Annotated in this window: 23 protein-coding genes; 14 read left to right on the forward strand and 9 right to left on the reverse strand. The window is 41.0% G+C overall.

Annotation, left to right across the window (positions count from 1 at the left end; genetic code table 11):
- Positions 1 to 2: 2 nt before the first annotated feature.
- Positions 3 to 902 carry an ATP phosphoribosyltransferase gene (hisG, locus tag EAG18_RS13595; RefSeq protein WP_125252925.1) on the reverse strand — a complete coding sequence of 300 codons (900 nt, stop codon included), beginning with the start codon at positions 900 to 902 and terminating at the stop codon, positions 3 to 5.
- Between the two features lie 336 nt (positions 903 to 1,238).
- Here hisG and EAG18_RS13600 point away from each other — a divergent pair, with 336 nt between their 5' ends.
- From EAG18_RS13600 to EAG18_RS13620, 5 genes are all read left to right on the forward strand, one after another.
- Positions 1,239 to 1,484: a hypothetical protein gene (locus EAG18_RS13600; protein WP_125252926.1), complete on the forward strand. Its 246-nt coding sequence runs from the start codon at positions 1,239 to 1,241 to the stop codon at positions 1,482 to 1,484.
- Between the two features lie 153 nt (positions 1,485 to 1,637).
- Positions 1,638 to 1,982 carry a hypothetical protein gene (locus tag EAG18_RS13605; protein ID WP_125252927.1) on the forward strand — a complete coding sequence of 115 codons (345 nt, stop codon included), beginning with the start codon at positions 1,638 to 1,640 and terminating at the stop codon, positions 1,980 to 1,982.
- Positions 1,983 to 2,164: 182 nt separating this feature from the next.
- Entirely contained in the window at positions 2,165 to 4,003 is a 1,839-nt protein-coding gene (locus tag EAG18_RS13610; protein WP_125252928.1) for an ATP-dependent DNA helicase, read from the forward strand.
- Complete coding sequence (gene tsaB / locus EAG18_RS13615) at positions 3,993 to 4,679, forward strand: tRNA (adenosine(37)-N6)-threonylcarbamoyltransferase complex dimerization subunit type 1 TsaB (protein WP_125252929.1); 687 nt, start codon at positions 3,993 to 3,995, stop codon at positions 4,677 to 4,679. The genes EAG18_RS13610 and tsaB overlap by 11 nt, the downstream gene beginning before the upstream one ends.
- 43 nt (positions 4,680 to 4,722) lie before the next feature.
- The gene (locus EAG18_RS13620) at positions 4,723 to 5,019 is read left to right on the forward strand and encodes a hypothetical protein (RefSeq protein ID WP_125252930.1); all 297 of its coding nucleotides are present in this window, start codon (positions 4,723 to 4,725) and stop codon (positions 5,017 to 5,019) included.
- Positions 5,020 to 5,161: 142 nt separating this feature from the next.
- On the opposite strand, the gene EAG18_RS13625 is transcribed toward EAG18_RS13620, so the two are convergent.
- Complete coding sequence (locus tag EAG18_RS13625; RefSeq protein ID WP_125252931.1) at positions 5,162 to 6,454, reverse strand: alkaline phosphatase; 1,293 nt, start codon at positions 6,452 to 6,454, stop codon at positions 5,162 to 5,164.
- Between the two features lie 174 nt (positions 6,455 to 6,628).
- Between EAG18_RS13625 and EAG18_RS13630 the strand changes: the two genes are divergently transcribed.
- From EAG18_RS13630 to rnd, 3 genes are all read left to right on the forward strand, one after another.
- The gene (locus EAG18_RS13630; RefSeq protein WP_125252932.1) at positions 6,629 to 7,483 is read left to right on the forward strand and encodes an alpha/beta hydrolase; all 855 of its coding nucleotides are present in this window, start codon (positions 6,629 to 6,631) and stop codon (positions 7,481 to 7,483) included.
- A 246-nt stretch (positions 7,484 to 7,729) separates the two neighbouring features.
- Positions 7,730 to 9,382: a long-chain-fatty-acid--CoA ligase FadD gene (fadD, locus tag EAG18_RS13635; RefSeq protein ID WP_125252933.1), complete on the forward strand. Its 1,653-nt coding sequence runs from the start codon at positions 7,730 to 7,732 to the stop codon at positions 9,380 to 9,382.
- 79 nt (positions 9,383 to 9,461) lie between these two features.
- Positions 9,462 to 10,589, forward strand: coding sequence for a ribonuclease D (rnd, locus tag EAG18_RS13640; protein ID WP_125252934.1), 1,128 nt, complete (start codon positions 9,462 to 9,464; stop codon positions 10,587 to 10,589).
- Between the two features lie 195 nt (positions 10,590 to 10,784).
- Here rnd and minE read toward each other — a convergent pair whose 3' ends face one another.
- From minE to minC, 3 genes are read right to left on the reverse strand one after another with little or no spacing between them, the layout of a single operon-like run.
- Positions 10,785 to 11,045 (reverse strand): cell division topological specificity factor MinE, encoded by a 261-nt coding sequence (gene minE / locus EAG18_RS13645; RefSeq protein ID WP_010372964.1) that lies wholly within the window; start codon positions 11,043 to 11,045, stop codon positions 10,785 to 10,787.
- Position 11,046: 1 nt separating this feature from the next.
- Positions 11,047 to 11,856, reverse strand: a complete 810-nt coding sequence (gene minD / locus EAG18_RS13650) for a septum site-determining protein MinD (RefSeq protein ID WP_125252935.1) — start codon at positions 11,854 to 11,856, stop codon at positions 11,047 to 11,049.
- 5 nt (positions 11,857 to 11,861) lie between these two features.
- Positions 11,862 to 12,566 carry a septum site-determining protein MinC gene (gene minC / locus EAG18_RS13655; protein WP_125252936.1) on the reverse strand — a complete coding sequence of 235 codons (705 nt, stop codon included), beginning with the start codon at positions 12,564 to 12,566 and terminating at the stop codon, positions 11,862 to 11,864.
- Between the two features lie 135 nt (positions 12,567 to 12,701).
- Here minC and EAG18_RS13660 point away from each other — a divergent pair, with 135 nt between their 5' ends.
- A complete protein-coding gene (locus EAG18_RS13660; RefSeq protein WP_125252937.1) occupies positions 12,702 to 12,983 on the forward strand; it encodes a YcgL domain-containing protein in 282 nt (93 codons plus the stop codon).
- Positions 12,980 to 13,996, forward strand: coding sequence for a lytic murein transglycosylase (locus EAG18_RS13665; protein ID WP_125252938.1), 1,017 nt, complete (start codon positions 12,980 to 12,982; stop codon positions 13,994 to 13,996). Before EAG18_RS13660 ends, EAG18_RS13665 begins: the two co-directional genes overlap by 4 nt.
- 77 nt (positions 13,997 to 14,073) lie before the next feature.
- Here EAG18_RS13665 and EAG18_RS13670 read toward each other — a convergent pair whose 3' ends face one another.
- From EAG18_RS13670 to EAG18_RS13680, 3 genes are read right to left on the reverse strand one after another with little or no spacing between them, the layout of a single operon-like run.
- Positions 14,074 to 15,072 carry a cytochrome d ubiquinol oxidase subunit II gene (locus tag EAG18_RS13670; RefSeq protein ID WP_125252939.1) on the reverse strand — a complete coding sequence of 333 codons (999 nt, stop codon included), beginning with the start codon at positions 15,070 to 15,072 and terminating at the stop codon, positions 14,074 to 14,076.
- Positions 15,065 to 16,411 carry a cytochrome ubiquinol oxidase subunit I gene (locus tag EAG18_RS13675; protein WP_125252940.1) on the reverse strand — a complete coding sequence of 449 codons (1,347 nt, stop codon included), beginning with the start codon at positions 16,409 to 16,411 and terminating at the stop codon, positions 15,065 to 15,067. Before EAG18_RS13675 ends, EAG18_RS13670 begins: the two co-directional genes overlap by 8 nt.
- Before the next feature lie 16 nt (positions 16,412 to 16,427).
- Positions 16,428 to 16,973: a MarR family transcriptional regulator gene (locus EAG18_RS13680; RefSeq protein WP_125252941.1), complete on the reverse strand. Its 546-nt coding sequence runs from the start codon at positions 16,971 to 16,973 to the stop codon at positions 16,428 to 16,430.
- A 242-nt stretch (positions 16,974 to 17,215) separates the two neighbouring features.
- On the opposite strand from EAG18_RS13680, the gene EAG18_RS13685 reads away from it, so the two are divergent.
- Entirely contained in the window at positions 17,216 to 18,400 is a 1,185-nt protein-coding gene (locus EAG18_RS13685) for an ectonucleotide pyrophosphatase/phosphodiesterase (RefSeq protein WP_125252942.1), read from the forward strand.
- Between the two features lie 402 nt (positions 18,401 to 18,802).
- Here the strand turns inward: EAG18_RS13685 and EAG18_RS13690 are convergent, their stop codons facing one another.
- On the reverse strand, positions 18,803 to 19,012 hold the full coding sequence (locus EAG18_RS13690; protein ID WP_125252943.1) for a hypothetical protein: 210 nt from the start codon (positions 19,010 to 19,012) through the stop codon (positions 18,803 to 18,805).
- Between the two features lie 227 nt (positions 19,013 to 19,239).
- Between EAG18_RS13690 and EAG18_RS13695 the strand changes: the two genes are divergently transcribed.
- The 3 genes from EAG18_RS13695 (at position 19,240) to EAG18_RS13705 (ending at position 25,477) form a co-directional block, all read left to right on the forward strand.
- Positions 19,240 to 20,829: a sensor domain-containing diguanylate cyclase gene (locus tag EAG18_RS13695; protein ID WP_125252944.1), complete on the forward strand. Its 1,590-nt coding sequence runs from the start codon at positions 19,240 to 19,242 to the stop codon at positions 20,827 to 20,829.
- Between the two features lie 92 nt (positions 20,830 to 20,921).
- Complete coding sequence (locus EAG18_RS13700; protein ID WP_125252945.1) at positions 20,922 to 22,331, forward strand: TIGR00366 family protein; 1,410 nt, start codon at positions 20,922 to 20,924, stop codon at positions 22,329 to 22,331.
- A 587-nt stretch (positions 22,332 to 22,918) separates the two neighbouring features.
- Complete coding sequence (locus EAG18_RS13705) at positions 22,919 to 25,477, forward strand: EAL domain-containing protein (protein ID WP_125252946.1); 2,559 nt, start codon at positions 22,919 to 22,921, stop codon at positions 25,475 to 25,477.
- The last annotated feature ends 349 nt before the right edge of the window (positions 25,478 to 25,826 follow it).

The raw sequence follows: 25,826 nt of genomic DNA on the forward strand, positions 1-25,826 counted from the left end.
TATTACTCCATCATCTTTTCTATTGGCATAACTAGAATAGAGTTTGCACCAAGCGCCTTTAACTCTTCCATGGTCTCCCAAAATAGCGTCTCAGAGCTAACCATGTGAAGTGCAACATATTCGTCGCTTCCGGCTAGTGCAAGCAAAGTAGGTTGACCCGTACCAGGTAACAGTGCGCAAACTTCATCTAGCTTATTCTTTGGTGCATGCATCATGATGTATTTGCTTTCTTTTGCCTGTTTTACCCCCTTTAGGCGCGGCATGAGTTTATCGATAAGTGCAAGTTTGCTTTGATCAGTAAGCGCAGCATTTTGGATAAGACAGGCGTTAGATTCTAAGATGGTATCGCCTTGCATCAGTCCATTGGCTTCAAGGGTTGCACCGGTTGATACTAAATCGCAGATAGCGTCAGCAAGTCCTGCGCGCGGTGCCACCTCTACAGAGCCTGTTAACATAACGACACTCGCGTCGATATTTTCACGTTTAAGGTATTGTTTTAATATTTCAGGGTAGGTGGTTGCAATACGCTTACCGTTAAACCAATCTTTATCTTGTTGCCCAAGTTCTTGCGGCCAAGCTAACGCTAAACGACAAAACCCAAAGTCTAACTTAGCCAGCTTGTTTACCTCAGCACACTGCTCGTTACGAAGGCGCTCAGCTTGCGCTTCTTCTAGAACATTTTCACCTACAATACCGAGGTCACAAACCCCGTCCATCACTAAACCAGGAATATCGTCATCACGTACTCTCAGTACGTCAATAGGCATGTTAGTCGAGTGTGCAATTAAGCGCTGTTCACGCAGGTTTAGCTTTACGCCAAGTTGCTTGAGTAAAGCTTGGCAATCTTTTGAAAGGCGGCCTGATTTTTGGATTGCAATTCTTAAACGGTTACTGTTGCTCATTATTTATTTCCTAATTCTATAAACGAAAAACCCCGAGGCGGAACCTCGGGGCGAAATAAACTTTGACTATACTTTATGTCTCGCCGGAGGTTCCTTTAAGGAATAACCCACCAGCGAAATAACTGACAGGTTATCCCGTGTGATGATGATGGTGATGAAGTGCTGTCAGTATGTTTAGCATGATGTTACCTTTGTAATAAATCTGCTGTTTAAAAAGTTCATTTATAGATAAACATAATAATGTTCTCTTTGGCAACCATTTTTTAATGCAAATTAAAGAATAGCATATAACGGCCGATAATAAGTAAGTTCACCAGTAGGTTAGAGGAGGGATGTATGGACGCTTTTAAACCTTTTTTAGGTCCAATTGTGAGACTCGATGTCGCACATAAATCAGCATTTCATGTTGCTGGTGTACAGCACTATAAAATTGAAAAAGTTAAAAAAGATCAAAATGCCGATGTCGAGCTTAGGCATCAAGCGGCTGAACATGAAAAAATTAAAGAAGACGATGATGAGAAAGACGAAGAAGAAAAATCGCACGAGGAGCACAAAGGCGAAAATTTAGATACTTGGGCGTAACCTTTTTAGTCGCAGATAAAAATTAAGCAAACCTTCAATGAGTCAGCCGTATAGCTTAATCCGCTTATTTTACGAAATACAGAACACTGATAATTCTATTAAGTTATAGTAGATGTACCGAAGCAAACCGCCATTTTTTTAAGGAGAAACCACATGGCGCATAAATCAGTAAAAACCTTTGCAGGTTGGGGCGTTGTTACCTTATCTGTACTGACGCTAGCTCCCAGTATTGTGCCAGGTAGTATGGCTGTTTTGGCGTTTTATATAAGCCTAACACTTTTGCTTGTGTCTTTATTTACCATTTCTTCAGCCAGCTACCGCCACTTTAAATTTACTGCCATCATTGTTGGGGTCGGCATGCTGTTTTTAAACGATTATTTACGTGTTGTCATACCTTCACCAGAATCTACATGGTCTAGTAAAATAGGCTTATACCTTATTTATGTCCTCATAACAGTGATAGGTATTATTAAAATTAAAACGCAGCCGGTTCATTAACCTGAGTTCGAGCTTCGATTATTGCTAAACAGCGGTTGCGATTTGGTGCATAGCCACATACAATTTCGCGACCTGTCTGTTTGTATATTTGCATTACTTTGGCTGTATCATCTATTTTTTCTTCTGCGGGCCCACTAGCTCAACATTTTCCAGGCTATCAACCAAGGCAGCCACAAATTGATATGGCCGTAGCAGTGGAAGAAACCTTACAAAGTGGCGGCCAATGCGTCGCGGAAGCTGGTACCGGCACTGGTAAAACATTCGCATATTTGATACCGGCTTTTGAGAGCAAAGGTAAAGTCATCGTCTCTACCGGTTCCAAAGCGTTGCAAGAGCAATTATTTCATCGTGATGTACCCACACTAAAAAAGGTACTCACCAGTGGTAAAAATGTGACTTTGTTGAAAGGTAGAAGTAACTATCTCTGTCCATATCGCTTAGCACAGCATGTAAGCCATGTACCAACCGATGATCCAGATGTCATGCACCAGCTTGCTATGGTGGCAAAATTTGCTTCTGAAACACAAAGCGGCGACTTGGCAGATTGTGTCGGTATCGAAGAAGACGCAAAAGTTTTACCTTACGTCACTTCAACGTCAGACAATTGCTTAGGTAAAGAGTGCCCTGACTACGAAGATTGCTATATCCGAAAAGCCAGACTAAAAGCCGCCGATGCTGATGTTGTGGTCATTAACCACCATCTATTTTTTGCTGATATGGCTGTCAAAGACTCCGGCTTTGCCGAGCTGATGCCAACCGCTGATTGTTATATTTTCGATGAAGCTCACCAATTACCAGAGATCGCCAGTGACTATTTTGGTGAAACCATCAGCACCAAAGCACTGCAGGCACTAATCAATGATATCAGAGTTATTTACCGCTCAGACATTCCCGATATGTTACAACTTGGTAAAACACTCAATAAACTCGAAACCAGTGTCGCAGATTTACGCTTGGTTTTTGGCTCCGATGCTGCTCGAGGTGACTGGCGCGAGGCGCTGGCAAACAAACCAATTTGCGATGCAATGCACCGAGTGATTGGTAATTTAGACTTTCTCTATAAAGTGCTAAAGCTATGCCTTGATAGAAGTGACAAGATAGAACAACCCTTTGAAAAGGTGATGACCTTTAAAAATCAGTTTGAACGTGCATTTGACACTAGCCAAACCGGGTTTAGTTATTGGTTTGAAACCACAAGGCGGTTTTTATCTATCCACGTGACACCTCTTGATGTCTCAAGCAAATTTGCCGACATTATAAAGACTACAGAGGCAAGTTTTGTCTTCACTTCAGCAACTTTATCTGTTGATAATTCATTAGAGCATTTTAGTCGTAGCTTAGGGCTAAGTCCGACTTCACAGTTTATTGTGGAAAGTCCTTTTAACTACAAGCACCAAGCATTACTTTGTCTGCCGCGCTATCTCCCAGAAACCCGTGATGATTTAATGCCACATGCCCTGGTAAAGCTTGCCAAGCAAGTGATCAACGCAGCAAAAGGGCGCACATTTCTACTCTTTACTAGTTATCGAGCTATGCACTTAGTCTATGAAGGGCTAAATACCGCATTGCAATACCCGATATTTATGCAAGGACAAGCTTCCAAGCGCATCATATTAGAACAGTTTATTCGCCATGGTAATGCGGTACTGCTGGGCACAGCTTCCTTTTGGGAGGGCGTTGATGTACGTGGTGATACCCTAAGTTGCGTTATGATTGACAAATTACCTTTCGCATCACCAGATGATCCATTATTGCAAGCTCGAATGAGAGACGCTGAGATGCGTGGCTTAGAGCCTTTTGATGCAATACAATTACCTCAAGCTGTTATCGCTTTAAAACAGGGAGTTGGGCGTTTAATTAGAGATGCCAACGATAAAGGTGTACTGATTATTTGCGATAATCGCTTAGTTACGAGAAAATACGGCCAGACGTTTTTAAGTAGTTTGCCTAACATGTCTCGAACTAGAGACTTGAGCAAGGCAATTCGATTTTTAGAGAATATAGACAAAAATGAAAAATAACCTATTGGCCATAGACGCCTCCACTGAAGCACTCAGTATCGCCCTGCATTACGAAGGCAAGTTTATTCGCCATTTTGAGGTTTGCCCACAGCAGCACAGCCAAAAAATATTGCCGCTGGTGGAGAGGATTTTACGCGAAGCCGACATAACCCTTAACGAGCTTAATGGTATTGTGTTTGGCCGCGGCCCTGGAAGTTTTACCGGAGTGAGAATAAGTACCGCAGTGGCACAAGGACTGGCATACTCATCAGGGTTAAAATTAGTTGGTGTTTCTACCTTACACGCCATGGCACAACAGGTATGGATGGAAACCGGTAAAGATAGCGTAGTCTCAGCAATAGATGCGCGTATGGGGGAGATTTACCTTTGCCAGTACAATGGCCTAAACGGTAGAGTTATCCAAGCGACATCAGAAGAAACTGTAATAAAACCCGAAAACATAGACTTTAGTGTAAGCGGTGCGGTAGGTGTTGGAACAGGATGGCAAGCATTTCCTGAGCTTGCTTCGCAGCTTGCCTGTGAGGAGCTCGATAGCATTACACTACCAGACGCCTATTACATGCTATTTATAGCAGATGATGCCTTCACTAAAGGATTATCAGTTGATGCTGCCGAGGCACAACCACAATATGTTCGAGACACGGTGACATGGAAAAAGTTGCCAGGCCGAGAATAAAGGCGTATTTTTAAACAAGCACAGTGTATTTAAGAGTTAAGCCGTGAAATTAAATTCAATAGTACAACAAGCTGGTACTTACCAAGTAAAACCACAGCCTAAAAAGGCGGTGAGTCCTGCTATTGAAGAGGGAAATACTGCCAAGCTCAACACCGCCCAAATCAAAACCAGCGAAAAGGGCATCGCACTCGTTGAGCAATTTCAAGCGCAGCAACGCTCTACTATTTATGATCGTCCGAATTTTCGCACTGGGCAAGCCATTAGTGAATACAAAGCAATCGCCACGGAAGCAAGGCGAGATGAGATTAAAAATATGATTGGGGTGTCGGTTTACGCGTAATACCTCTAAAGCGTTTGAAGTAAATAAGGTCAGCATATGCTGACCTTATTTGTTTTTAAGCTTATACCAATTATTTTAATTAAGTGGTCTATTTTGAGGCGAGAAAACCTTGTCCGTCACTCCGCAACCGACAGAGATTTCGTTACTTTTTAATAAACTCAATTAATTTATCGGCGATCGCAGTGTTATTTTGCGAACCAATAAACCTTTCTTTGCCCATACCGTGAGCAAAAACAGGCACATCGATTGCAGTATGACCGCTCGTTGTCCAACCAGTGAACGACGCATCGCTAATTGATTCTTTAACGACCGTACTCAACGCTTTTGGCCCTTGTAACAATGCTTCTTTTACTTTCAGTTCAGTCGCACTATCATACTCAAGCCCCGTCAGAGCTGTCCATGTAGCCTTTACATCTTTTGCATCCACAAGTGCTTTGGCTATCTCACCAGCAGAGCCCTTTACGTTGGCTATCACATCACGCTCCCAGCGATATTGACCATTTGCACCAAGAGTTAAGCCGCCTGTGGAGTGATCAGCTGTCACGACAAGAATAGTATCAGGGTTGCTGTCAACAAACGCTTTTGCAAGTTTGATTGACTCTGCAAAATCATCCATTTCACGCATCGCACAAGCGATGTCATTTGCATGCCCACACCAGTCAATCTGACTGCCTTCTATCATTAAGAAAAATCCTTTGTCATTTTGGTTTTCCAATAACGATAGTGCCGTTTGGGTCATTTTCGTTAAGCGCTGTGGCTCTTCATCAATAGCAAACGGTAAACCGACCTCGGCAAATAAACCAATTGCTGGGACTTTATTTAACGTGTCAAGTTTGGATAAATCGTCTACGTATTGATAACCCGCTTCTTTGAACTCGTTAACCAAATTTCTGTCTTCGCGAATAAAGTATTTGGTACCACCACCGAGCATAAGATCGACAGGTAATTTACCTGCTATCTTGTTATCTACATAGTCATTGGCGATCTCGTCGTAGTTGCGACGAGATTCGTTATGAGAAGCAAAGCTTGCTGGGGTTGCATGATTAATTTGCGATGTTGCAACTAGTGCGGTTGTTTTACCTTTCTTCTTAGCAACTTCCAGCATGGTTTCTAAATGCGCTTTGTGAGTATCTACCGCAATAGCGCCGTTGTAGCTTTTTGTTCCTGTGCTCAATGCCGTTGCACCAGCGGCGCTGTCAGTTACAATCGTGTCGTCATCAGGGTAGGTATGCGCCATGCCGACTAAAATGGAGTCAAAAACGGTTGGTTCAACAACTTTTGTTGCAGCATCATCTTTAAAATATCGATATGCGGTTGTGTATGTTGGTCCCATACCATCACCTATCATGTAAATGATGTTTTTTGGAGCAGCAACAGTTGGAGCAGCAACAAGCATGCCTATCACTGATGCTAAAAGGCGAGTCTTAAAATTCATTGTTATTCCCGTGTACATTCATAAAGAAAATGTTTTATCTAAACTTTACTATTACTAAATTAATAACCAATTGTATTGAGCAAAATTTTCTACAAATCAAAGTAGTAAGTTCAAATATGTCACGGTAAGATAATAAATCAATGATGCAACGATGAACACAAAAAGAATTCTTTGATGTCTTTATATGCGATAAAAGAACAAAAAATCGGGCCATTTGCCTACCAAACATGGGGCAGTGGCAAGCAAACTATCATTTACCTCCATGGATGGCAGGATAACAGTAACAGCTTTTTACCATTTCAACCGTTTTCTGAAGAGTTGTATACTCACATTGCGCTTGACTTGCCGGGGCATGGCCGCTCAGACTGGAAAAGCGAGGACGCTTTCTATTACTTTATAGACTACGTTTATGATCTAAAAAATTTTTTAGATCTTACACAGCTAGCCCAGTGTCATTTCGTCGGACACTCAATGGGAGCGATGATAGCGAATCTATTTGCCGCTTGTTATCCAGAGCGGTGCCTGTCACTTGCCCTTATTGAAGGTATTGGCATAGTGAATACGCCTGAACCTGAAACGAAGAAACAACTCATCAACGCTTTTAATTCCCGAGATAAGTTAAAACAATCTACACCCAGAGTGTATCCTGATATAAATACTTTGGCACAGCTACGATGTAAGGTCAGCGATGTATCCATAGACACTGCGACTTTACTCATGAATAGAAACACCAAACAACATAATCAGGGCGTCCAACTCACTCTTGATCCTAGACTGAAGCAACACTCCGGTTTTCGCTTTTCAGTGGCGCAAGCAAAGTCAGCGCTTGAGGGGACTATTGTACCTACTTTACTAATTTTGGCTGAGCAGGGTTTTGCAATGATTGATAAACAGTACCAACTATTTAAATCATGTTTTGATTCGCTAACAATAGAAAAAGTTGCAGGGGGTCATCATTGCCATATGGAAAACCCCGAAATATGCTGTAAGCTAATTGCACAACATCAAAGGTCAGTGTCAGTTTCTTAAAGCGGTAGATACCGGCAGCACAATACTTGGCTATTGATAACAAAAGGGAGTTCAAAGAATAAACTAATGAAGGAAAGAAATACCATTATGAGCGTTAAAGGCCACGTTTCAACAGCATCTTGATTGTAAATCCTCAAATATTGTGGGAATATGGCGGTTTTAGAGTATTTGCTCAATTGTTAAAGTGCCTTACATCGTTTATGGTTTAGGGTGAATATAAAAATAACGAGAACACAGGAGCTAAGAGTGGAAAAAATCTGGCTTAAGCGCTACCCAGAGGGTATGCCTGAAACTATCGACCCAGAGCATTACAACTCATTGCTTGAATTATTTGAAAAAAGTTTTGCCGATTATGCACAGTACCCAGCCTATTCGAATATGGGTAAAACACTGACTTATCAGCAAGTTGATGAAAAAACAAAAGCAGTTGCTAGTTATATACAAAATGAATTAAAACTTGGTCGCGGCGACAAAGTTGCTGTAATGATGCCGAATTTACTGCAAACCCCTATTACTATTTTGGGTGTGCTGCGTGCTGGTTGTACAGTTGTTAACGTCAACCCGCTATACACAGTCCGAGAGCTTGAGCATCAACTGAATGACTCTGAATCAAAAGCCATTTTTATTCTTGCCAACTTTGCTCACACTCTAGAGCAAGCCTTGCCTAAAACGCAGGTTAAACATGTTGTGCTAACTGAAATTGGCGATATGCTGGGCGGATTGAAAAAGCACCTAGTAAACTTTGTTGTGAAGCACTTCAAAAAAATGGTTCCAGATTTTAGCTTGGCGAACACAATCCCTTTCAAGCATGTAATTGCAGCAGATCCTGCAAAATACAACAAACCAGATATTTCGCTTAGCGACCTTGCTTTTTTACAATACACAGGTGGAACAACTGGAGTTTCAAAAGGAGCGATGTTAACGCATGGCAACATGGTTGCTAACCTAGAACAAGTCTCCGGCTGTCTGGATAAAGTGTTAGACAAAGGCAAAGAGGTCGTTATCACGGCTTTACCGCTTTATCATATTTTTGCGTTAACGGCGAACTGCTTGACGTTTATGAAGTACGGTGGTCATAATATTTTGATCACCAACCCTCGTGATATGCCTGCTTTTGTTAAAGAACTTGCAAAATATCCATTTACAGCAATTACCGGCGTAAATACGCTATTTAATGGTTTATTGAACACACCAGGATTTGCTGAGCTCGACTTTTCGACCTTGAAAATGTCCTTGGGTGGTGGCATGGCCGTACAACGACCTGTAGCAGAGCGTTGGCAGAAAGTAACCAAATCGAAACTGATGGAAGGCTACGGATTAACCGAATGTGCACCATTAGTTACTATATGTCCGCACGATTTAGATGCGTATAACGGCTCAATAGGTTTACCAGCGCCAAGTACTGACATTAAGATAATCGACGAAAATGGTAATGAAACCCCTAAAGGTGAACCGGGTGAGTTGTGCGTAAAAGGGCCACAAGTAATGGCTGGTTACTATAACCGACCAGATGCGACAGCTGAGTGTTTAAAAGATGGCTGGTTTGCAACTGGCGATATTGCGACCTACGATGACGATGGTTTCTTCTATATTGTAGATCGTAAAAAAGATATGATTTTAGTATCTGGCTTTAACGTATTTCCTAATGAAATTGAAGAAGTTGTTGCGATGCACGAAGGTGTGCTTGAAGTTGCAGCTGTCGGCGTGCCACATGAAGTAAGTGGCGAGCAAGTAAAAGTTTTTATCGTTAAAAAAGACCCTTCTTTAACAGAAAAAGATATAATTGCGCATTGCCGAGATAATCTAACGAACTACAAGGTACCAAAGTTGGTGGAGTTTAGAGATGAACTACCGAAAACCAATGTAGGTAAAATACTGCGTAGAGCGTTAAAAGAATAACAAAGATAGCCGGCACCAGCCGGCTTTTTTATCGCTAACGATTTGCACCAGTTAGCCACATAATTGCATGGGAGTAAAAGTGCAGTATCAAGTCATTGAAAGCCAGCAAGCGCTAGATGAGTTTGTAGCTAAAATTTCAACCGCCAAAATACTTGCTGTTGATACCGAGTTTATGCGTCGTCGCACTTTATATCCCGAAATCGCGTTACTACAAATATTCGATGGAAATCATCTTGCTCTGATAGATCCATTAGTTGAAATGGACTTTCAATCGCTTTGGGCTTTATTTGCCAATACAGATATCTTAAAAGTGCTTCACTCTCCTTCAGAGGATATTGAGGTATTTTTGAAATTCGCAGGTTTTATACCATCACCAATTTTTGATACTCAGTTTGCGCTACAGTTACTAGGAGAGGGCAGCTGTATCGGCTTTGCCAATATGGTGAAGCAGTTAAGTAATGTTGATATTGATAAGAGTGAATCAAGGACAGATTGGCTGCGCCGTCCATTAACGCAAAAGCAATTAGATTACGCTGCATCAGATGTTTTTCATTTACTACCATGCTTTCAGCAAATCCTTAGCCAAATCGAAGAAAAACAGCTATTTAACATAGTATTGAAAGAAAGTGAGCTGCTTGCACAAAAACGTAGCTTCCGCCAACCCGATCCACTACTTTATTTAGATATTAAAAATGTATGGCAATTAAAGCCAAGAGATCTCGCAATTTTAAAGGAGCTGGCAGCTTGGCGACGTGCAAAAGCTGAGAAAAAAAACTTGGCGCTTAATTTTGTACTAAAAGAACATAATATGGTTGAGATAGCCAAACGCCGTCCAAGTACACTCGGTAGTTTGCGTAATGTGCCTGGGGTTGAGCCTATGGAAGTAAATCGATCGGGTAAGGAAATTCTTGCTTGCATTGAAAAGGGCAAGCAAATTGTCGAGCAAGATTGTCCACAACGCGTAAAGCGGCTCATTGATTTCAAAGGTTATAAAGCTGCATGTAAAGAAATAAAGCTTATCATCACTGAGGTCGCAAAAGAAAACCAGATCCCAGCCGATGTTTTCGCCTCTAAAAAGCAAATCAATCAAGTGATTAGCTGGTCGTGGAAAAAATCTGAGGAAGAAAAAAAGCTACTTATGAAACCTGATCTAGCACTAGGCTGGCGTGCTGAGCTACTTGAAGACAGACTAAAGAACTGGTGGTAATAAAAAAGGGCTATAAAAGCCCTTTTTTATATTTATACCAATTTCACTTAGTACCTGTTTAATTTGGCGAAGCAAATATGACGCTAACGGCGTTTAAAATTTCTCATTTAGAACAACTAAATAACAAAATTTTTGCCTGGTTATCGACTATATTTTCTCGCCTCAAAATAGAGCACTTAATTAAGCTAATTGGTATTACTTTTCATCGTCAGGTAGTGTGACATTTAATTCAAGCACAGCTAAATCGTCTTCATTTTGCTCAAACTGAACATTTACCGCATCTGAGTCTACCTTCACGTATTTTCGGATAACATCCAAAATATCCTGCTTTAGCTGCGGCAGGTAGTCAGGCGTTCCTCGTTTGGAACGCTCATGTGCGACAATTATTTGCAGTCGCTCTTTTGCCAACGACGCACTGTTTTTCTTTTCTGAACGAAAATAATCTAGTAAAGACACATTACCCTCCAAAGATCCGTTTGAAGATACCTTTCTTCTCGACCTGTAAAAAACGAAAATCGACGATTTCACCTAACAAACGGCTGATTGCATCGCTATAAGCTTGGCCTGCGTCTGATTCTTGGTCAAGGATCACAGGTTGCCCTGAGTTTGAAGCATTCAATACAGACTTTGACTCAGGGATAACGCCAAGCAAATCAATCGCTAAGATTTCTTTTACATCATCAACTGAGAGCATTTCACCGCTATCAACACGCTCTGGATTATATCGAGTTAGTAGCAAATGTTCTTTTACTGGCTCTAAACCTAGCTCAGCTCGGCGAGATTTACTTTGTAAGATACCTAAAATTCTGTCGGAATCTCGTACAGAAGATACTTCCGGGTTCGTCGTGACAACAGCTTCATCTGCAAAGTAAAGTGCCATCATTGCCCCTGCTTCAATACCTGCAGGTGAGTCACAAATAATGAAATCAAAGTCTTCTTTCATTTCATTTAAAACTCGCTCAACACCTTCACGTGTCAACGCATCTTTATCACGGGTTTGAGAGGCCGGAAGAATATATAGTTTTTCAACCCGTTTATCTTTGATGAGTGCTTGGTTGAGGTTTGCTTCACCATTAATGACATTAACAAAGTCATAGACTACACGGCGTTCACAACCCATAATTAAGTCAAGGTTTCTTAGACCAATATCAAAATCGACTATGGCTGTTTTATAACCCTTTAGCGCTAAGCCTGTACCAATTGCTGCACTCGACGTTGTCTTACCAACACCGCCTTTACCCGAAGTTACGACAATAATTTTTGCCATCTGATTTATCCTTTGACCAAAGCTGTAATTTTTAATGATTCGTCTTGTTGTGTTATTTGAGCAGCTTGACCCCAGTGTTCGCCTTGTAACGAATCACTGATCCAATAACTCCCATTAATCGACACTAGCTCAGCTTCTAAGCGCTGACAAAATATACTGGTGTCTGGTTGGCCCTGTGCACCAGCGATTGCTCGACCACGCAAAGTACCGTATATATGTACGTTACCATCTGCGATAACTTCCGCTCCATGGCTTACCGCACCTAGTACGATCAAGTCACGGTCTTTTGCATAAATCTGCTGACCACTGCGTACCGTTCCGTTCACAATTTGCGCTGGCAGATACACTTGTTTTTCTACTACTTCAGCCGCTTGAGATTGTGAAGGGGTACTCGGTTGCACATCCCTTGAATAGTTTAGTACAGAAAACCCCGCCTCTTTAGCTAAGTCGTGTTGACTTTGAGTACCGTTACATACACCTACCGGATTGAGCTGTAAATCAATTAGTGTCTGCTTTAACTCTTTGAATTCTACATTTTGTTCCTGAACTTCAGCTAAATTAACCACAATTGGAGCACCCAAAAAGAACTTTGGTGCCTGCGATATTTTGCTATCTAGCTCTTGTCGTAATTTTGTTAAATCTAAAGAAAACAACTGTAGCACAGAGAGTGTAAATAGATTTCCTTTTAGTTCGAATGTTTGTTTTGACATATGCACTCAAATTTCTGTTACAACCGCCGCTAGCGCCTTATTTGCTTGACTTTAGCGGGTAGTAAAACTTTCCACAACTTACTAATAGCATGGTATAGTGACCGCCAATGATTAGCAAGAATTTATAGGCTTATAATGCTCACTGCCATATACAAAAGTCCAAAAAAAGCGGATACCTACCTGTTTGTTTCTAAAAGAGATGATTTTTCCAGCGTACCTGCACCTTTAATGGAAACTTTCGGTACACCAATCTATGTCATGATTGTGGATCTTGCTAGAAGAGAAAAACTAGGAATTGCGGATCTAGACACAGTTAAGCAAAAGTTAACAGATGATGGGTTTTACTTGCAGCTTCCACCACACACTGAAAGTTTGTTAGATGAATTTAGAAAGCAAAATGGAGTAACAGACACGTGATAAAAAAAATTTCCTTATTAGTAGCCTCAGTTTGCCTGTCTACCTCAGTCTTTGCCAATACTCAGGCTAAGTTTGATGAATATCTCAATAATTTAAAGCAAGAGGCGATTGATAAAGGCTATTCTCAACAATTAGTTGATGACGCTTTTGCTACCGCTACTTTCAAAGAGAAAGTGATAAAGGCAGACAAAACACAGCCAGAAATTGTTGAAACACTCGAGACATATTTACCTAAACGTGTTCCAGAATGGAAAATCCAACGAGCGCGTAAGCTATATAAAGAACACCAGAGCACGCTAGAAAAAGTTGCAAAAGAATATGGTGTACAAGCTCGTTTTATTGTCGCGCTTTGGGGTCTAGAAAGTAACTTTGGTCGTATTCAAGGTGGCTACCCTGTAATTAGCGCACTTGTGACGCTTGCTTTTGACGGTCGAAGAGAAGCCTTATACAAACGTCAATTATGGGCTGCATTAGATATTTTAAGAGATGGCCATATTGATCTAAACAACTTCAAAGGTTCTTGGGCAGGTGCGATGGGTCAAACTCAATTCATGCCAACCTCTTTTACCTCTTATGCTGTAGATTACAATCAAGATGGTCGAAAAGACATCTGGACAACCCAAGAAGACGCATTTGCATCAATAGCAAATTATCTTAAAAGTGTTGGCTGGAATGACAATCTAACTTGGGGTCGGCAAGTGAAATTACCTGAAGGCTTTGACACAAGTTATATTTTAAAACGCGGTACTAAGTCACATAAAGAGTGGCTAGGAGAGTGGCGTAAATCAGAACGTTCTCTACAAGAATGGCAAGCCCTTGGACTGCGCAGAATGGATGGTAGTGATCTACCGAATGTTAATATTAGTGCTGCATTAGTAATGCCTGACGATGCAAATGGCCGTATGTATCTTGCCTATGATAACTACAAAGCATTGATGAACTGGAATCGCTCTTACTATTTTGCCACCAGTGTTGGCTTTTTGTCTGATCGGATCGGTTATCCAAAAATATAAATCGCGCGCTACTCTAGCATTATAAAAAAGGCAGCTTCCAACAAGCTGCCTTTTGGTTGGGCTAATGTATGCAAGTGTCAATAATAAGACAAAGGCTGAACCTTGCCCCAAAAGACTCGGTACGAAAATAATGTGTAGGCAATTAACGTCGGTACGACGACAACCACGCCATATAATAAGAAAGTGAGTGCGGAGGGATCTGCTACGGCATCAAATATAGTCAGCTTTCCTGGCACCACGTATGGATAAAAGCTGTAAACCAGACCAAAGAAGCACAGTAAAAAGATAAAAGCTGAAATAAAGAATGGAAGCCAAGCTCCTGCTTCTGTCGCTTTGGGTAATTTGTGCAATACGCTTTCCAAGACCACAAAAAGTAGCAAACAGATTATAGGTGCAGGTAGCACAACGAGTGCCATCGGTAAACTAAACCAGCGCTCATATATCCATTCATTTATGAGCGGGTTGATGATAGAAACTAAGATCACCCCAACGAAAGCGACACGAGAAAAGTGCTTACACCACTTTATAGCAGCTAGCTGTAGTTGACCTTCACATTTCATAATAAGCCATGCTGAGCCAATTAATCCATATGCGCAAACCACGCCAATACCACTAAAAGCCGCGAATGCGTGGGCTAGCAACGAATCGTCAAAACCTACGACATAAAGCCCTAACATATAACCTTGTGCAAATGCTGTCAGTAACGAGCCAAACTTAAACACTTTATCCCAGCGCCTTTGTCGCTTAACTCGAGCTTTTGCTCTAAAGTCAAAAGCCACACCACGCATGATTAAACCGAACAACAAAAATACAACAGGTATATACAAGGCCTGTAAAATCATACTGTGCGCTTGAGGAAACGCGATAAATGCAAGGCCTACTGCCAAGACTAACCAGGTTTCATTAGCATCCCAAAATGGACCTATAGATGCGATCATGGTATCGGCTGTTTCTTTGTCATCTAGCGGGATCAACATGCCAACCCCAAGATCATAGCCATCTAAAATAGCGTAAACCACAATAGCTAGTGCCATTAACCCTGCATAGATTAGTGATAAATATTCGGGATTAAACACGTGATACCTCCGCTGCAAACTCTTTCATATCATACTCTTCAACTTCAACGGACTTATTCGCAGTGTGAAATAATGTCCTGATATAGGCATAAAGCAATATGGCATATATCGTTAGGTATCCTATGAGCGTGAACAAGACATTTTCTGAAGCGATGTTGGTCACTGCATCTTCTACCCTTAAAATGCCACTCACAATGTATGGTTGACGTCCAATTTCCGTGACATACCATCCTGCAAGAGTCGCTACCCAGCCCGAAAAGGTCATCGCTACAAGCGCTTTTAGCTGCCACTTGGGTAGCTCGCCCTTTTTCCAAAGCGTAAATCGGGTGACAAACGCGACTAAAATCATCAGCATCCCCATTCCAACCATAATTCTAAAGCCGAAAAAGACGGGCTTAACTGGTGGGTGTTCACCTTTAAATTCGTTAAGCCCTTTAATTTCACCATTAACGTCGTGGGTAAGAATAAAGCTCGCCATATTAGGAATGCCTATTGCAAATTCATTGCGCCTTTCTTCCTCGTTAGGAATTGCAAAGAGTAAGAGCGGTGCACCTTTTTCTGTCTCCCATACGCCTTCCATTGCTGCAATTTTTTGTGGTTGATGTTTGAGCGTATTTAGACCGTGTAAATCGCCGACAAAAGCTTGTATCGGAGTGAGAAGGGCTGCGACTGTTAAAGCTACAGTCAATGCTTTTTTTGGAGCGTGCTTGTCGTCATTTTTAAGTAAGCGATAAGCACTTACCCCTGCTATTAAAAATGACGCAGTTAATGCGCTTGCAAGCAACATATGAAAAAAGCGGTAACCAAAAGACGGATTAAATATAATCGCGAACCAGTCTGTAGGGTATGCTACACCGTCCCTAAGCTCAAAACCTGTAGGTGTTTGCATCCAGCTATTTAAAGACAAGATCCAAAATGCCGAGAGTGTAGTGCCTATTGCAACAATAAAAGTGGACAGTGTGTGGATTTTAGGAGGGACACGCTTCATGCCAAACAGCATTATCCCTAAAAAGGTCGCTTCCATGAAAAAGGCGGTGAGTACCTCATAACCCAAAAGTGGCCCCGCGATATTTCCAACTTTCTCCATAAACCCTGGCCAATTAGTACCAAACTGAAACGACATGGTAATACCACTAACCACACCCAGCGCAAAGGTAAGCGCGAAGATTTTAACCCAGAAGCGATAGGCTCTTAACCAAACCGGATGCTCAGTTAAGTCATACTTGATTTTAAAGAAAGCGAGAAACCATGCTAATGCAATGGTGATCGTAGGAAAAAGTATATGGAAACTAATATTTGCCGCGAACTGTATTCGCGACAACAGTAATGTATCAAGCATGACGCACCTCGCACTTTTAAGACTTACGTAATAATTTATCCTTTAAATCTATTACCTTACTAACTGACGACCCAAGCTTCATTAATGACTGTAATTGCTCTGGAGACAGCCTTTGTAGCTCAGCAGACCACTTAGTAACGGTTTCAAGTAGGTCGTGAATCGTTTGCATTTGTTGTTGTGCATACACTTCTTCTGGTGAGTTTGCGCTATCTAGGATTTGATCTCTCAGTAGAGTAAGGGTAGGGTCGATTTCTCTTTTTCTTCTTTCTTCAAAGACACGGTTTGCAAGATCCCAAATAGACCCATTTGGAGAGTAGTATTCTTTGCGATCACCAGGAATGTGATGAACTCTAACGAGTTGCCAAGATTGTAATTCTTTGATCCCCATACTAACGTTACCACGAGATATTTTTAACGCATCTGCAATCTCATTCGCTGTTAATGGTTGCTCATTAATAACCAACAAGCCAACCATTTGCCCAATTGTTCTATTAAAACCCCAACGGCTGCCCATTTCACCGCAGTGGAGTACAAAATTTTCTATTTTTGGTGACAAGTTCATACTTTTAAACTTTCAGTAATTATTGAAACTTTAATATATAGTTCACTTTGACTTAGATCAAGCATTAATTATGCTCAATTAGAACAGAGCAAAAGTGAACCTTCTCCTAATATCCACTTTTGTGATCTATTTAACGCAAATAAATAGCAATTTCATATTGTTGTGATTTAATGCGGCATGCGATCGTAAGCGGGCGTAACACATGCTCACGTATCGGTAGTTAATCACACAGGGAACCAAACATGCTCAAAACACTTTTTGTCATTTTAACTTTATTCAGTAGCGCGGTATGTGCGCAGAAGGTGTCAACTGTCCTAATTTCGATTGATGGCTTTCGATGGGATTATATCGAAAAACATGATGCCAAAAATATCGCAAAGCTCGCCAGCATCGGTGTTCGAGCTACCAAGATGTGGCCGCAATATCCAAGTAAAACGTTCCCAAATCACCTTTCTATTGTCACAGGCTTAAAGCCTCTCAACCATGGTATCGTCGATAATTACTTTTGTGATAAGCAGCGTGAAGCTTGTTATAAAATGGGGATGGGTAAAGTCGATAGTACTTGGATAGCAGGGATCCCCCTCTGGAATTTGGTTAAAATGCACGGGCACAAATCAGCAGCTTACTTTTGGCCAGAATCAGACGCTAGAGTAAATGGCATGACACCTGATTATTACTACCATTACTCAAAAAAAGCGGATTATAAAAACCGTCTCAATCAGATCCATAATTGGTTAAAACTTCCAAAAGCGCAAAGACCCTTATTTGTGGCCAGCTATTTCTCTTTAGTAGACAGTAAAGGACACGAGTTTGGACCTGATCACGACGAAACTAAAAAAGCGGTGCAATATGTTGATTCGCTTATAGGCGATTTCGTCAATGAACTTGCTAAAGACGATATTAAAATCAATTTGGTGTTGGTCTCAGATCATGGGATGGCCGAAGTCTTGCCTGAAAAGTCAGTTTTCATTGATGAGTTAGATATACCAAAAGGGTGGATGATTAAAAATAGTGGCACCCGTTTGTCCCTATACTCCTATCATGATAAGAATTTGGATATCTCAGCATTAGAGAAAAAACTAAAGAATAAAGCTAAAGGGCGCTTCGAGGTGCTCTCAAAGTCACGAAAAATACAATTGCACGGAGGCACCTCACCTCGTATTGGCGATATTATCTTGCAAGCCAAAGCACCTATTGTATTTATGCAGCAAGGGAAACATAGCTATTATGGAACCCATGGCTATGAGATTACAGACGATATGGCTGCCTTTTTTGTTGCACAAGGACCTGCTTTTAAATCTGGCGTCTCTGTTGAACAAGCAAGTAATTTAGAGGTGTATCCGACACTTGCCCACATAATGGGATTAAAGCCGCTTAATCAGCTTGATAGTAAAGGTGAGAACTTACTCAAGTTAGTCAGGCAGTAGTCGCCTACTTTGTCGCTAAAACAATTAAGGAGTACGAGCTAATCCTCAGCTCGTATTCTAGCTATCACGTTAATTTTACAGCTATTGTCCAAAGGTAGATTACCGTATTAGCTGCGTTAAAAATGTTCAACCGCTTAATATAGCTAACCTGAACCACGGAGAATTAATACCGTTCTAGCAGCAAGTTTTAGCACTGGCAGCGTAAGACTTACTCCTTCAAATTGAGTAAGTATTAAGCCAAGTTGGTATTAGCTTTGCCTACAGCATCTAGACACATTAGCGAGAGCAGGGCGCGAAGCGACTTCACCCTAAAACGCTCTGGCTAGACAAGGAAAAAATTAAGTTATGGCTTAGTACTGATGAGTTAGAACATCTCTTATCCGTACATAAGGTGAGCTAGTATCATTTCGATTTTTTTGAGGTTGGAGGGCTTGGCTTTTTATTTGAAAATTGCATCAAACGACGCCCTAATGCGAAGACCACATAAACTAAAACCAAGGAATTAAGGACAATCAATGTATCTTTATCTGTCACAAACATCCAAATTGCCGCCAATGACAAGCAAGCAAAAGTAAAATGGCCGACTAGCGGATTAGGTTTCTTTTTTTTCATCAGGGTTTCGCTGTATTCATGTTCAGATTATTTTACACCCTATGATGACGACAATTCCAACAATCCGYTAAGAAAACTAAATATTTTTAGCTAACTGGTTATAATGCGGGCACCTATCTTTTAGAAAACAGATAAGCTATTGGTCAGACCATAGTTTGATATAGATTAACTATATCACTCAAATGAATAGCTAAAATGTCATGGACGTACATTAAAGAGAATTTTTAGTGGTACAAATAAATAAAACAACACACTGGCTGGATCTTAAAAAGCTGATACTTATCCTCGCGTCACTTTGTGTATTTACCTCACTATTAAACGCCTTATTTTCCAGTTATCAAGTACAAAAGCAGGTGATGGTAACTGACACGTTAGAAGCGAATCGCGCATACGCTACCAAATTGGCAGGTGTGACAGACCTTTTTTTACAATCTGTTTTGATGCAATTAAAGGCCTCAAGTAATGTGATAGCTCACAACCTCTATAATAGTGAACAGATCGATACCGAGTTGAAACAAATGCTAGTACGCACAAATAGTTTCGACTCTGTTGTCCTCGTTAGTGCTAATGGCAAAATAATTGGCGCACAGCCAAGCTCTCTGGGGATCACCGGCACCATGCTAAAAAATGAAGTAGAAACATCTCCGCTTCGTAAACAATCTCCGTATATAGTCGGCCCATTTATTTCACCCGCAGGCAACTTAATGGTGAGTCCAACTCATCCCATATTTGATAACAATGGCAACTATTTAGGCTTTATCGCCGCAGGGATTTACCTCAAAGGCGATAATATTTTAGGTAAATTACTCTCAAATCATCACCACCAAGATAAAACCTATGTTTATGTAACAGGGCCTAATGGCAAGCTTATTTATCATCACGACGATCATCGTATTGGCCAGGATGTCACTGCAAATGAGGTCGTAACTTCGTTGACTCGAAAAGGTTCAGGCGCAAACCAAGTTGTTAATACACAGGGAATTGAGATGTTAGCTGGATATGCCTCTGTTGAAACTAGCGGATGGGGAGTGGTGGCTCAGCGTCCCCTGGCGGTTACGATGTCGCAGCTTTCTGACACCATGAGCCATGTACTAAAAACCACTGTTCCATTTACAGTATTTTTGCTTATCTGCGTATTGGGGTTTGGAGGACTAATAGCCAAACCACTATGGCGATTGGCTAAATTATCAGAGCAGGTTCAAGACGGGCGTAACATCGACTTCCCGCACGTAGCCACTTGGTATTATGAAGCTACATGGTTATATCAGGCTATGCACGGCAGTGTTAAACATCTAGGAGCGCAAGTACAGCGATTTGATGATGAACGAAAGCAAGACCAATTAACCCTCTTATTTAACCGCCGCGGGATGGAAAAATGGCTCGAAACAGCATACGAACAGGCGACCCCATTTAGTATTATTGCCCTAGATATTGACCACTTTAAACGCGTGAATGACACCTTTGGCCATCATATTGGCGACACCGTCATTCARAAACTCGCAGAATTGATGCGTCGCAATGCCAGAGAGCAAGACCATTTATGTCGAAGTGGTGGGGAAGAATTTCTCATGTTTCTGCCTCATGTTGAGATCAGTCAAGCGACCAAAATTGCCGAACGGTTACGTCACTGCACTGAAACCACCGTATTTGCTGATGCCGGACATATTACTATCTCTTTAGGCGTATCACATTGGCCGACATGCTCTGAGGATTTACATCATGCGTTAAAACTTGCTGACAGAAGTTTATATCAAGCCAAAGCTAACGGTAGAAATAGAGTTGAGCAGGCTGTTTTAGCTAATCACAATGTCGCCTAATTTAAAATCTACTATTAAAAAGTGAAATATGCTCCGAATATCGGTAAGATGCTGAGCAATTTTATCGTTACCTTTTTGGAGCTGTACTTTCCATGGCAAAAACATTGAAAGTTCCTCATACCTTAGTATTACTTTTGGGTATGATGCTTATTGCACTAATATCTACTTGGGTTATCCCTCAAGGCTTTTTTGATACTGCGACTACAGAGTCAGGTAGACAAGTTGTATTACCTGGTACTTACCATATTGCACAAGAATCTGTACACCTCACTCCTTGGGACTTGTTAAAAGCAATTCCCCGTGCTTTTGCAGCAGCGCAAGATGTAATCTTCTTTGTAATGATTGTGGGTGGTGTACTTGCCATAGCTCGTGCAACTGGCACAGTAGACGCGTTAATTGGAAGGTTATTGGAAAAACATGGAGATAAGCCGCAAAAGCTTATTTTTATGGTTGTGTTTTGCTTTGCTATTGCTTCGAGTGCGATTGGTACCGCTGGCGAGTATATCCCATTTGTACTTATTCTCGTTGCGCTTTGTAAAGCAATGAAACTTGATGCAATGACGGCCGTGGGCATGATAATTGCCGGTTATGGTATAGGTTATGGCGTCTCAGCGTTTAATCCATTTACCGTGTTAATTGCACAACAAATTGCCGAGGTTCCTGTTTATTCAGGTATTTGGCTGCGCTTCGCTATTTTTGTTCCTTTTGTATTGATCGGCTTTCACCATGTCTGGAGCTACACTAAAAAAGTTCAATTAGATCCAAACGCTTCGATGATGAAAGATGTTCCGTGTCCGTTAGCTGGACAAACACAACCTAGTTATCCACAACTTAACGGCAGACACCAAGCCGTGCTTGCTACATTTATCATCACTCTTGTATGCGCGGTTTGGGGCATAGCAACGCAAGGCTGGTATCTTTATGAGCTAGGCGGATTGTTTATTGCTTGGGGTATCATTATTTCTATTTTAGGTAAACTTTCAGCTGATGAAGCTGCAAACCGCTTTATCGAAGGTGTTTCTGATCTTGTCACAACCGCTGTATTAATTGGTGTTGCCCGTGGTATTGCTTTAATTCTGGAAGACGGCCAAATCCTTCATACTATAGTGAATGGATTATCGACACCTCTGTCTTACGTTGCAGCTGAAATTTCTGCTGTCGGGATGCTACTTATCCAAACATTGTTAAACATGTTTATTCCTTCTGGATCAGGACAAGCCTACGTGACTATGCCATTGATGGTACCTGTTGGTGACTTAGTTGGTGTGCCTAGACAAGTTGCCGTATTAGCCTATCAATTTGGTGATGGCTTCTCTAACATGATAGTGCCAACTAATGCCGTACTTATGGGTATTTTAGGAATGGCTGGCGTCCCGTATACACACTGGTTTAGATTTTGTTTACCATTGATGGCTAAGTTAATGTTTGCTGCGGCTACTGTTTTAGTGCTTGCAGTTATGTTTGGCTATGGACTTGATGTACAGCCACAGTTAGTTAGCTAATTCCAAAAGTAAATCAGGTAATGCAAGCTGCATTACCTGATCCTACAGTCAGCTTGCTCATCGCAAGTGATATTTTTCCAAACACCTTCTTCAAATAACATTTTCAGCGATTTCTTCATATCAACTGGCTTAATGAAGAGAGCTATTTTAGGCATGAAAATTTTGGCGCTAACTCCGCTACCGTACCCTGCTATCGCCAAGGTACCTAGCTCAGTAGGCAAGGCAAAAATTTTGCTACTTAGTTGCTCTAAATAAGAAGTTTTTGACGCAGTTAGCGTCAAATTTACTTCTTCAAATTGAGCAAGTATTAGGGCTATTTGGTATTACACGGCTGGCGCTAAAAGGCCTAAACCCTTGCAAGCAAAGCACACTAATATATAGCTCGCGCCTGATATACTAAAAACGAGCACAGGCATTAAGACTAGATGATAAAAGTATAGCGTCATTAAAAACCTCAAATTTTAAGGCAAACATAAGCCACTTAAAGCAAATTTATTGATCTGCATTTATATTGTCTGTAGTTTTATAAGCTACTATTACCTACTAAACAAAAAAAGTTGCCGCTATCTTTAGCCAAACAGAATGTTATGAATTTAACCTTTAGCCAATTTTACAATTTGACTTCTACTTCCCAACGGTATCAATTTGCATTGAACCAACTGCATCAACTGTTTGATGCGGATCATTGTTTTGTAGGCAAGTTTATTGATGACGATACCCGTGTAAAAACACTAATGTATCTACAAAAAGGTGAAGAAGTTGACAACATTATCTACGACCTTGAGGGTACACCGTGCTCGGATGCTAAAGCCAGTAGTGATGTCTGCAACGTAACATGTGGCCTACAACAGCTGTATGAACAAGATGATATTCTCCGTGTACTTTGTATTGAAGGGTATCTTGGCGTTACCTTGCGAGCACTAGATCATAAACCTATTGGTATTTTGGTCTGTATGTTTAATAAAGAAAAGGTAATAACAACGGAGCAGAAAGAGTGGTTTCAAGAACTTGGCCACCTAATAGCGACTGAGCTAAGTCATAACATCGAATTGACCAAACAAGGGCTGCTCCTTAAACAACTAGCTAAGGGCGAACAAATTGCAAACTTATCGACTTGGACATGGCAACTTAAACAGAATAAACATTACTTTTCCACGCACCTAAATCACCTATTAAAATCTCATACAACAGCTCCTACATTGTCGTTGCTATTAGAGAAATTAACACCTGAGGATAGTGAGCGGGTCAAAAACGCATTAAACAAGGTAAAGTCTGGTGAAATAAGGTATGTGGATTTACAAGTCTCATTAATAACGCGTGATGACCATAGTGGTTTACTGCGAATTATTGGTCAGGTTGAAAATGACCCGCATCATGGTGACGAATTAGCGTTTACCGCGACAATCCAAGATATTAGTTATATATCTTCGCTCAATAAGCAACTTGAACTAACCAACGTTGTATTTGAACATGCAACAGAAGCCATTATGATCACCAATAGCAAAAATAAGATCATTATGGTAAACCGCGCATTCGAAAGACTAACTGGTTACACCGGCTATGAATTAATAGGTCAAGATCCAGCAGTATTGTCATCTGGAAAGCAGGATAAAGCTTTTTATGAGTCAATGTGGTCATCGCTTTATACACATGGCCACTGGAAAGGTGAAATTCAAAACCGCCGCAAAAATGGCCAAATTTATCCAGAAGAGCTGACACTGAGTGTAGTAAAAGATGAACGCGGTGAAATAGCCAACTATGTCGGAATATTCCGAGATATTACCGAATGGAAGCGGAACGAGTCACAACTTACTTTTTATGCTAATCATGAACCACTTACGGCCTTACTAAATCGTCGTAGCTTTATGCAGCGTTTAGAGGAGAAAATTTCTGGTTCTAGAAGCAATAACACAAGTTGCTCATTATTATTTATTGGACTCGATAGATTTAAAGAAGTCAACGACGTGTTTGGTCCCGAAATTGGAGATAAGGTTCTTATATCAGTCGCAAAGAGGCTCAAAAATGCCGTGCGGCAAAATGATATTATCGCCAGATATGGCGGCGATGAGTTTGCATTATTACTTAGCCATAGTGATGTAGAGAGTGCATTAAAAATTGCTGAAAAGTTATCACAAAAATTATCTCAACCATATGTATTTAGTGAAATAACAATAGAATTGACTTGCTCAACAGGCGTAGCGCAACTTGAGGCTGGCTCTCGGATCACCGCAGCTAACTTGTTAAGAAATGCAGCACATGCACTCAACAGTGTGAAAAAAACAGAGCGAGGTCAAGTTGCACTACATAATGCCACCATACAAAATGCTTATCTGAACAAAATAAAACTCAAAGATAGATTGAAACAAGCATTGAAAGAGAAAACGCTTACTGTCTACTATCAACCTATCGTGAACGCAGATACTCATCATATTACCAAGTTTGAAGCGCTTGTTCGCTGGTTTGATGATGAGTATGGAATGGTATCGCCAGGCACGTTTATCCCCATCGCGGAAGAATTTGGACTGATACACTTAGTTGGTCAATTTGTGCTCGAAAAAAGCTGCCAAGATTTAGCGCAGATCCATAAAGCAGGCTTTTCGGATGTGGGAATTTCAATCAACCGCTCGGTAAGTGAATTTAAAGCCAGTATTAATCAAGTAAAGTTAATCACCAGTGCCATTGAAAATGCTCAAATCCCCTATGATTCAATCACGATTGAAGTGACAGAATCTCTGGCAACAAACCGTTATACTTGGAGAACATTAAATGAGTTGAGAAAGCATGGAGTAAAAGTATCACTTGATGACTTTTGCACCGGTTACTCTTCTTTAAGTAACTTGATTGAAAACCAAGTGGATTATCTAAAAATTGATAAGAGCTTTGTCGACAGCTTGATGTCTGATTTAAACAAGCAAGTTATGATAGATTGCCTTATCAAACTTAGTGACAAGTTAGGTATTGACGTCATAGCTGAAGGTGTGGAGCACCTAAGCCAACTGGAGAAATTACGAGAGCTAGGCTGTCACCACATACAAGGGTTTTTCTACAGTCCGGCAAAGCCTATCGAAGCATGTTTAACACTCTTACAAACCAATGCTTTTGTTGAATTTGCTGGTGCAGAGCGTGAAACAGCAGCTGAACGATAAATGAGGTGTTGTTAGCTGCTCTTAATTAGGGTAATACGCTGCTTTTAAATAAAGAAATACCGTGTATCCGCCCAATAATCAATAACGAGTCCACACTGATACCACAACGACAACATGACACCACACGGTCATACTAAGCCTGAAATTTTTATGTATTCAATCTGTTAATTAATACCAATTTGACTTAATACTTGTTCAATTTGAAGGAGTAAATCTGACGCTAACAGCGTTAAAAATTGCTTATTTAGAACAAATAAATAGCAAACTTGCCTACAGGAAGTAGGTACCTTAGCGGTAGCGGGGCTATCGACAAGGTTTTCTCGCCTCAAAATAGGCCTCTTAATTAAGA

The organism is Pseudoalteromonas sp. J010, assembly GCF_003934235.1.
Lineage (GTDB): Bacteria > Pseudomonadota > Gammaproteobacteria > Enterobacterales > Alteromonadaceae > Pseudoalteromonas > Pseudoalteromonas peptidolytica.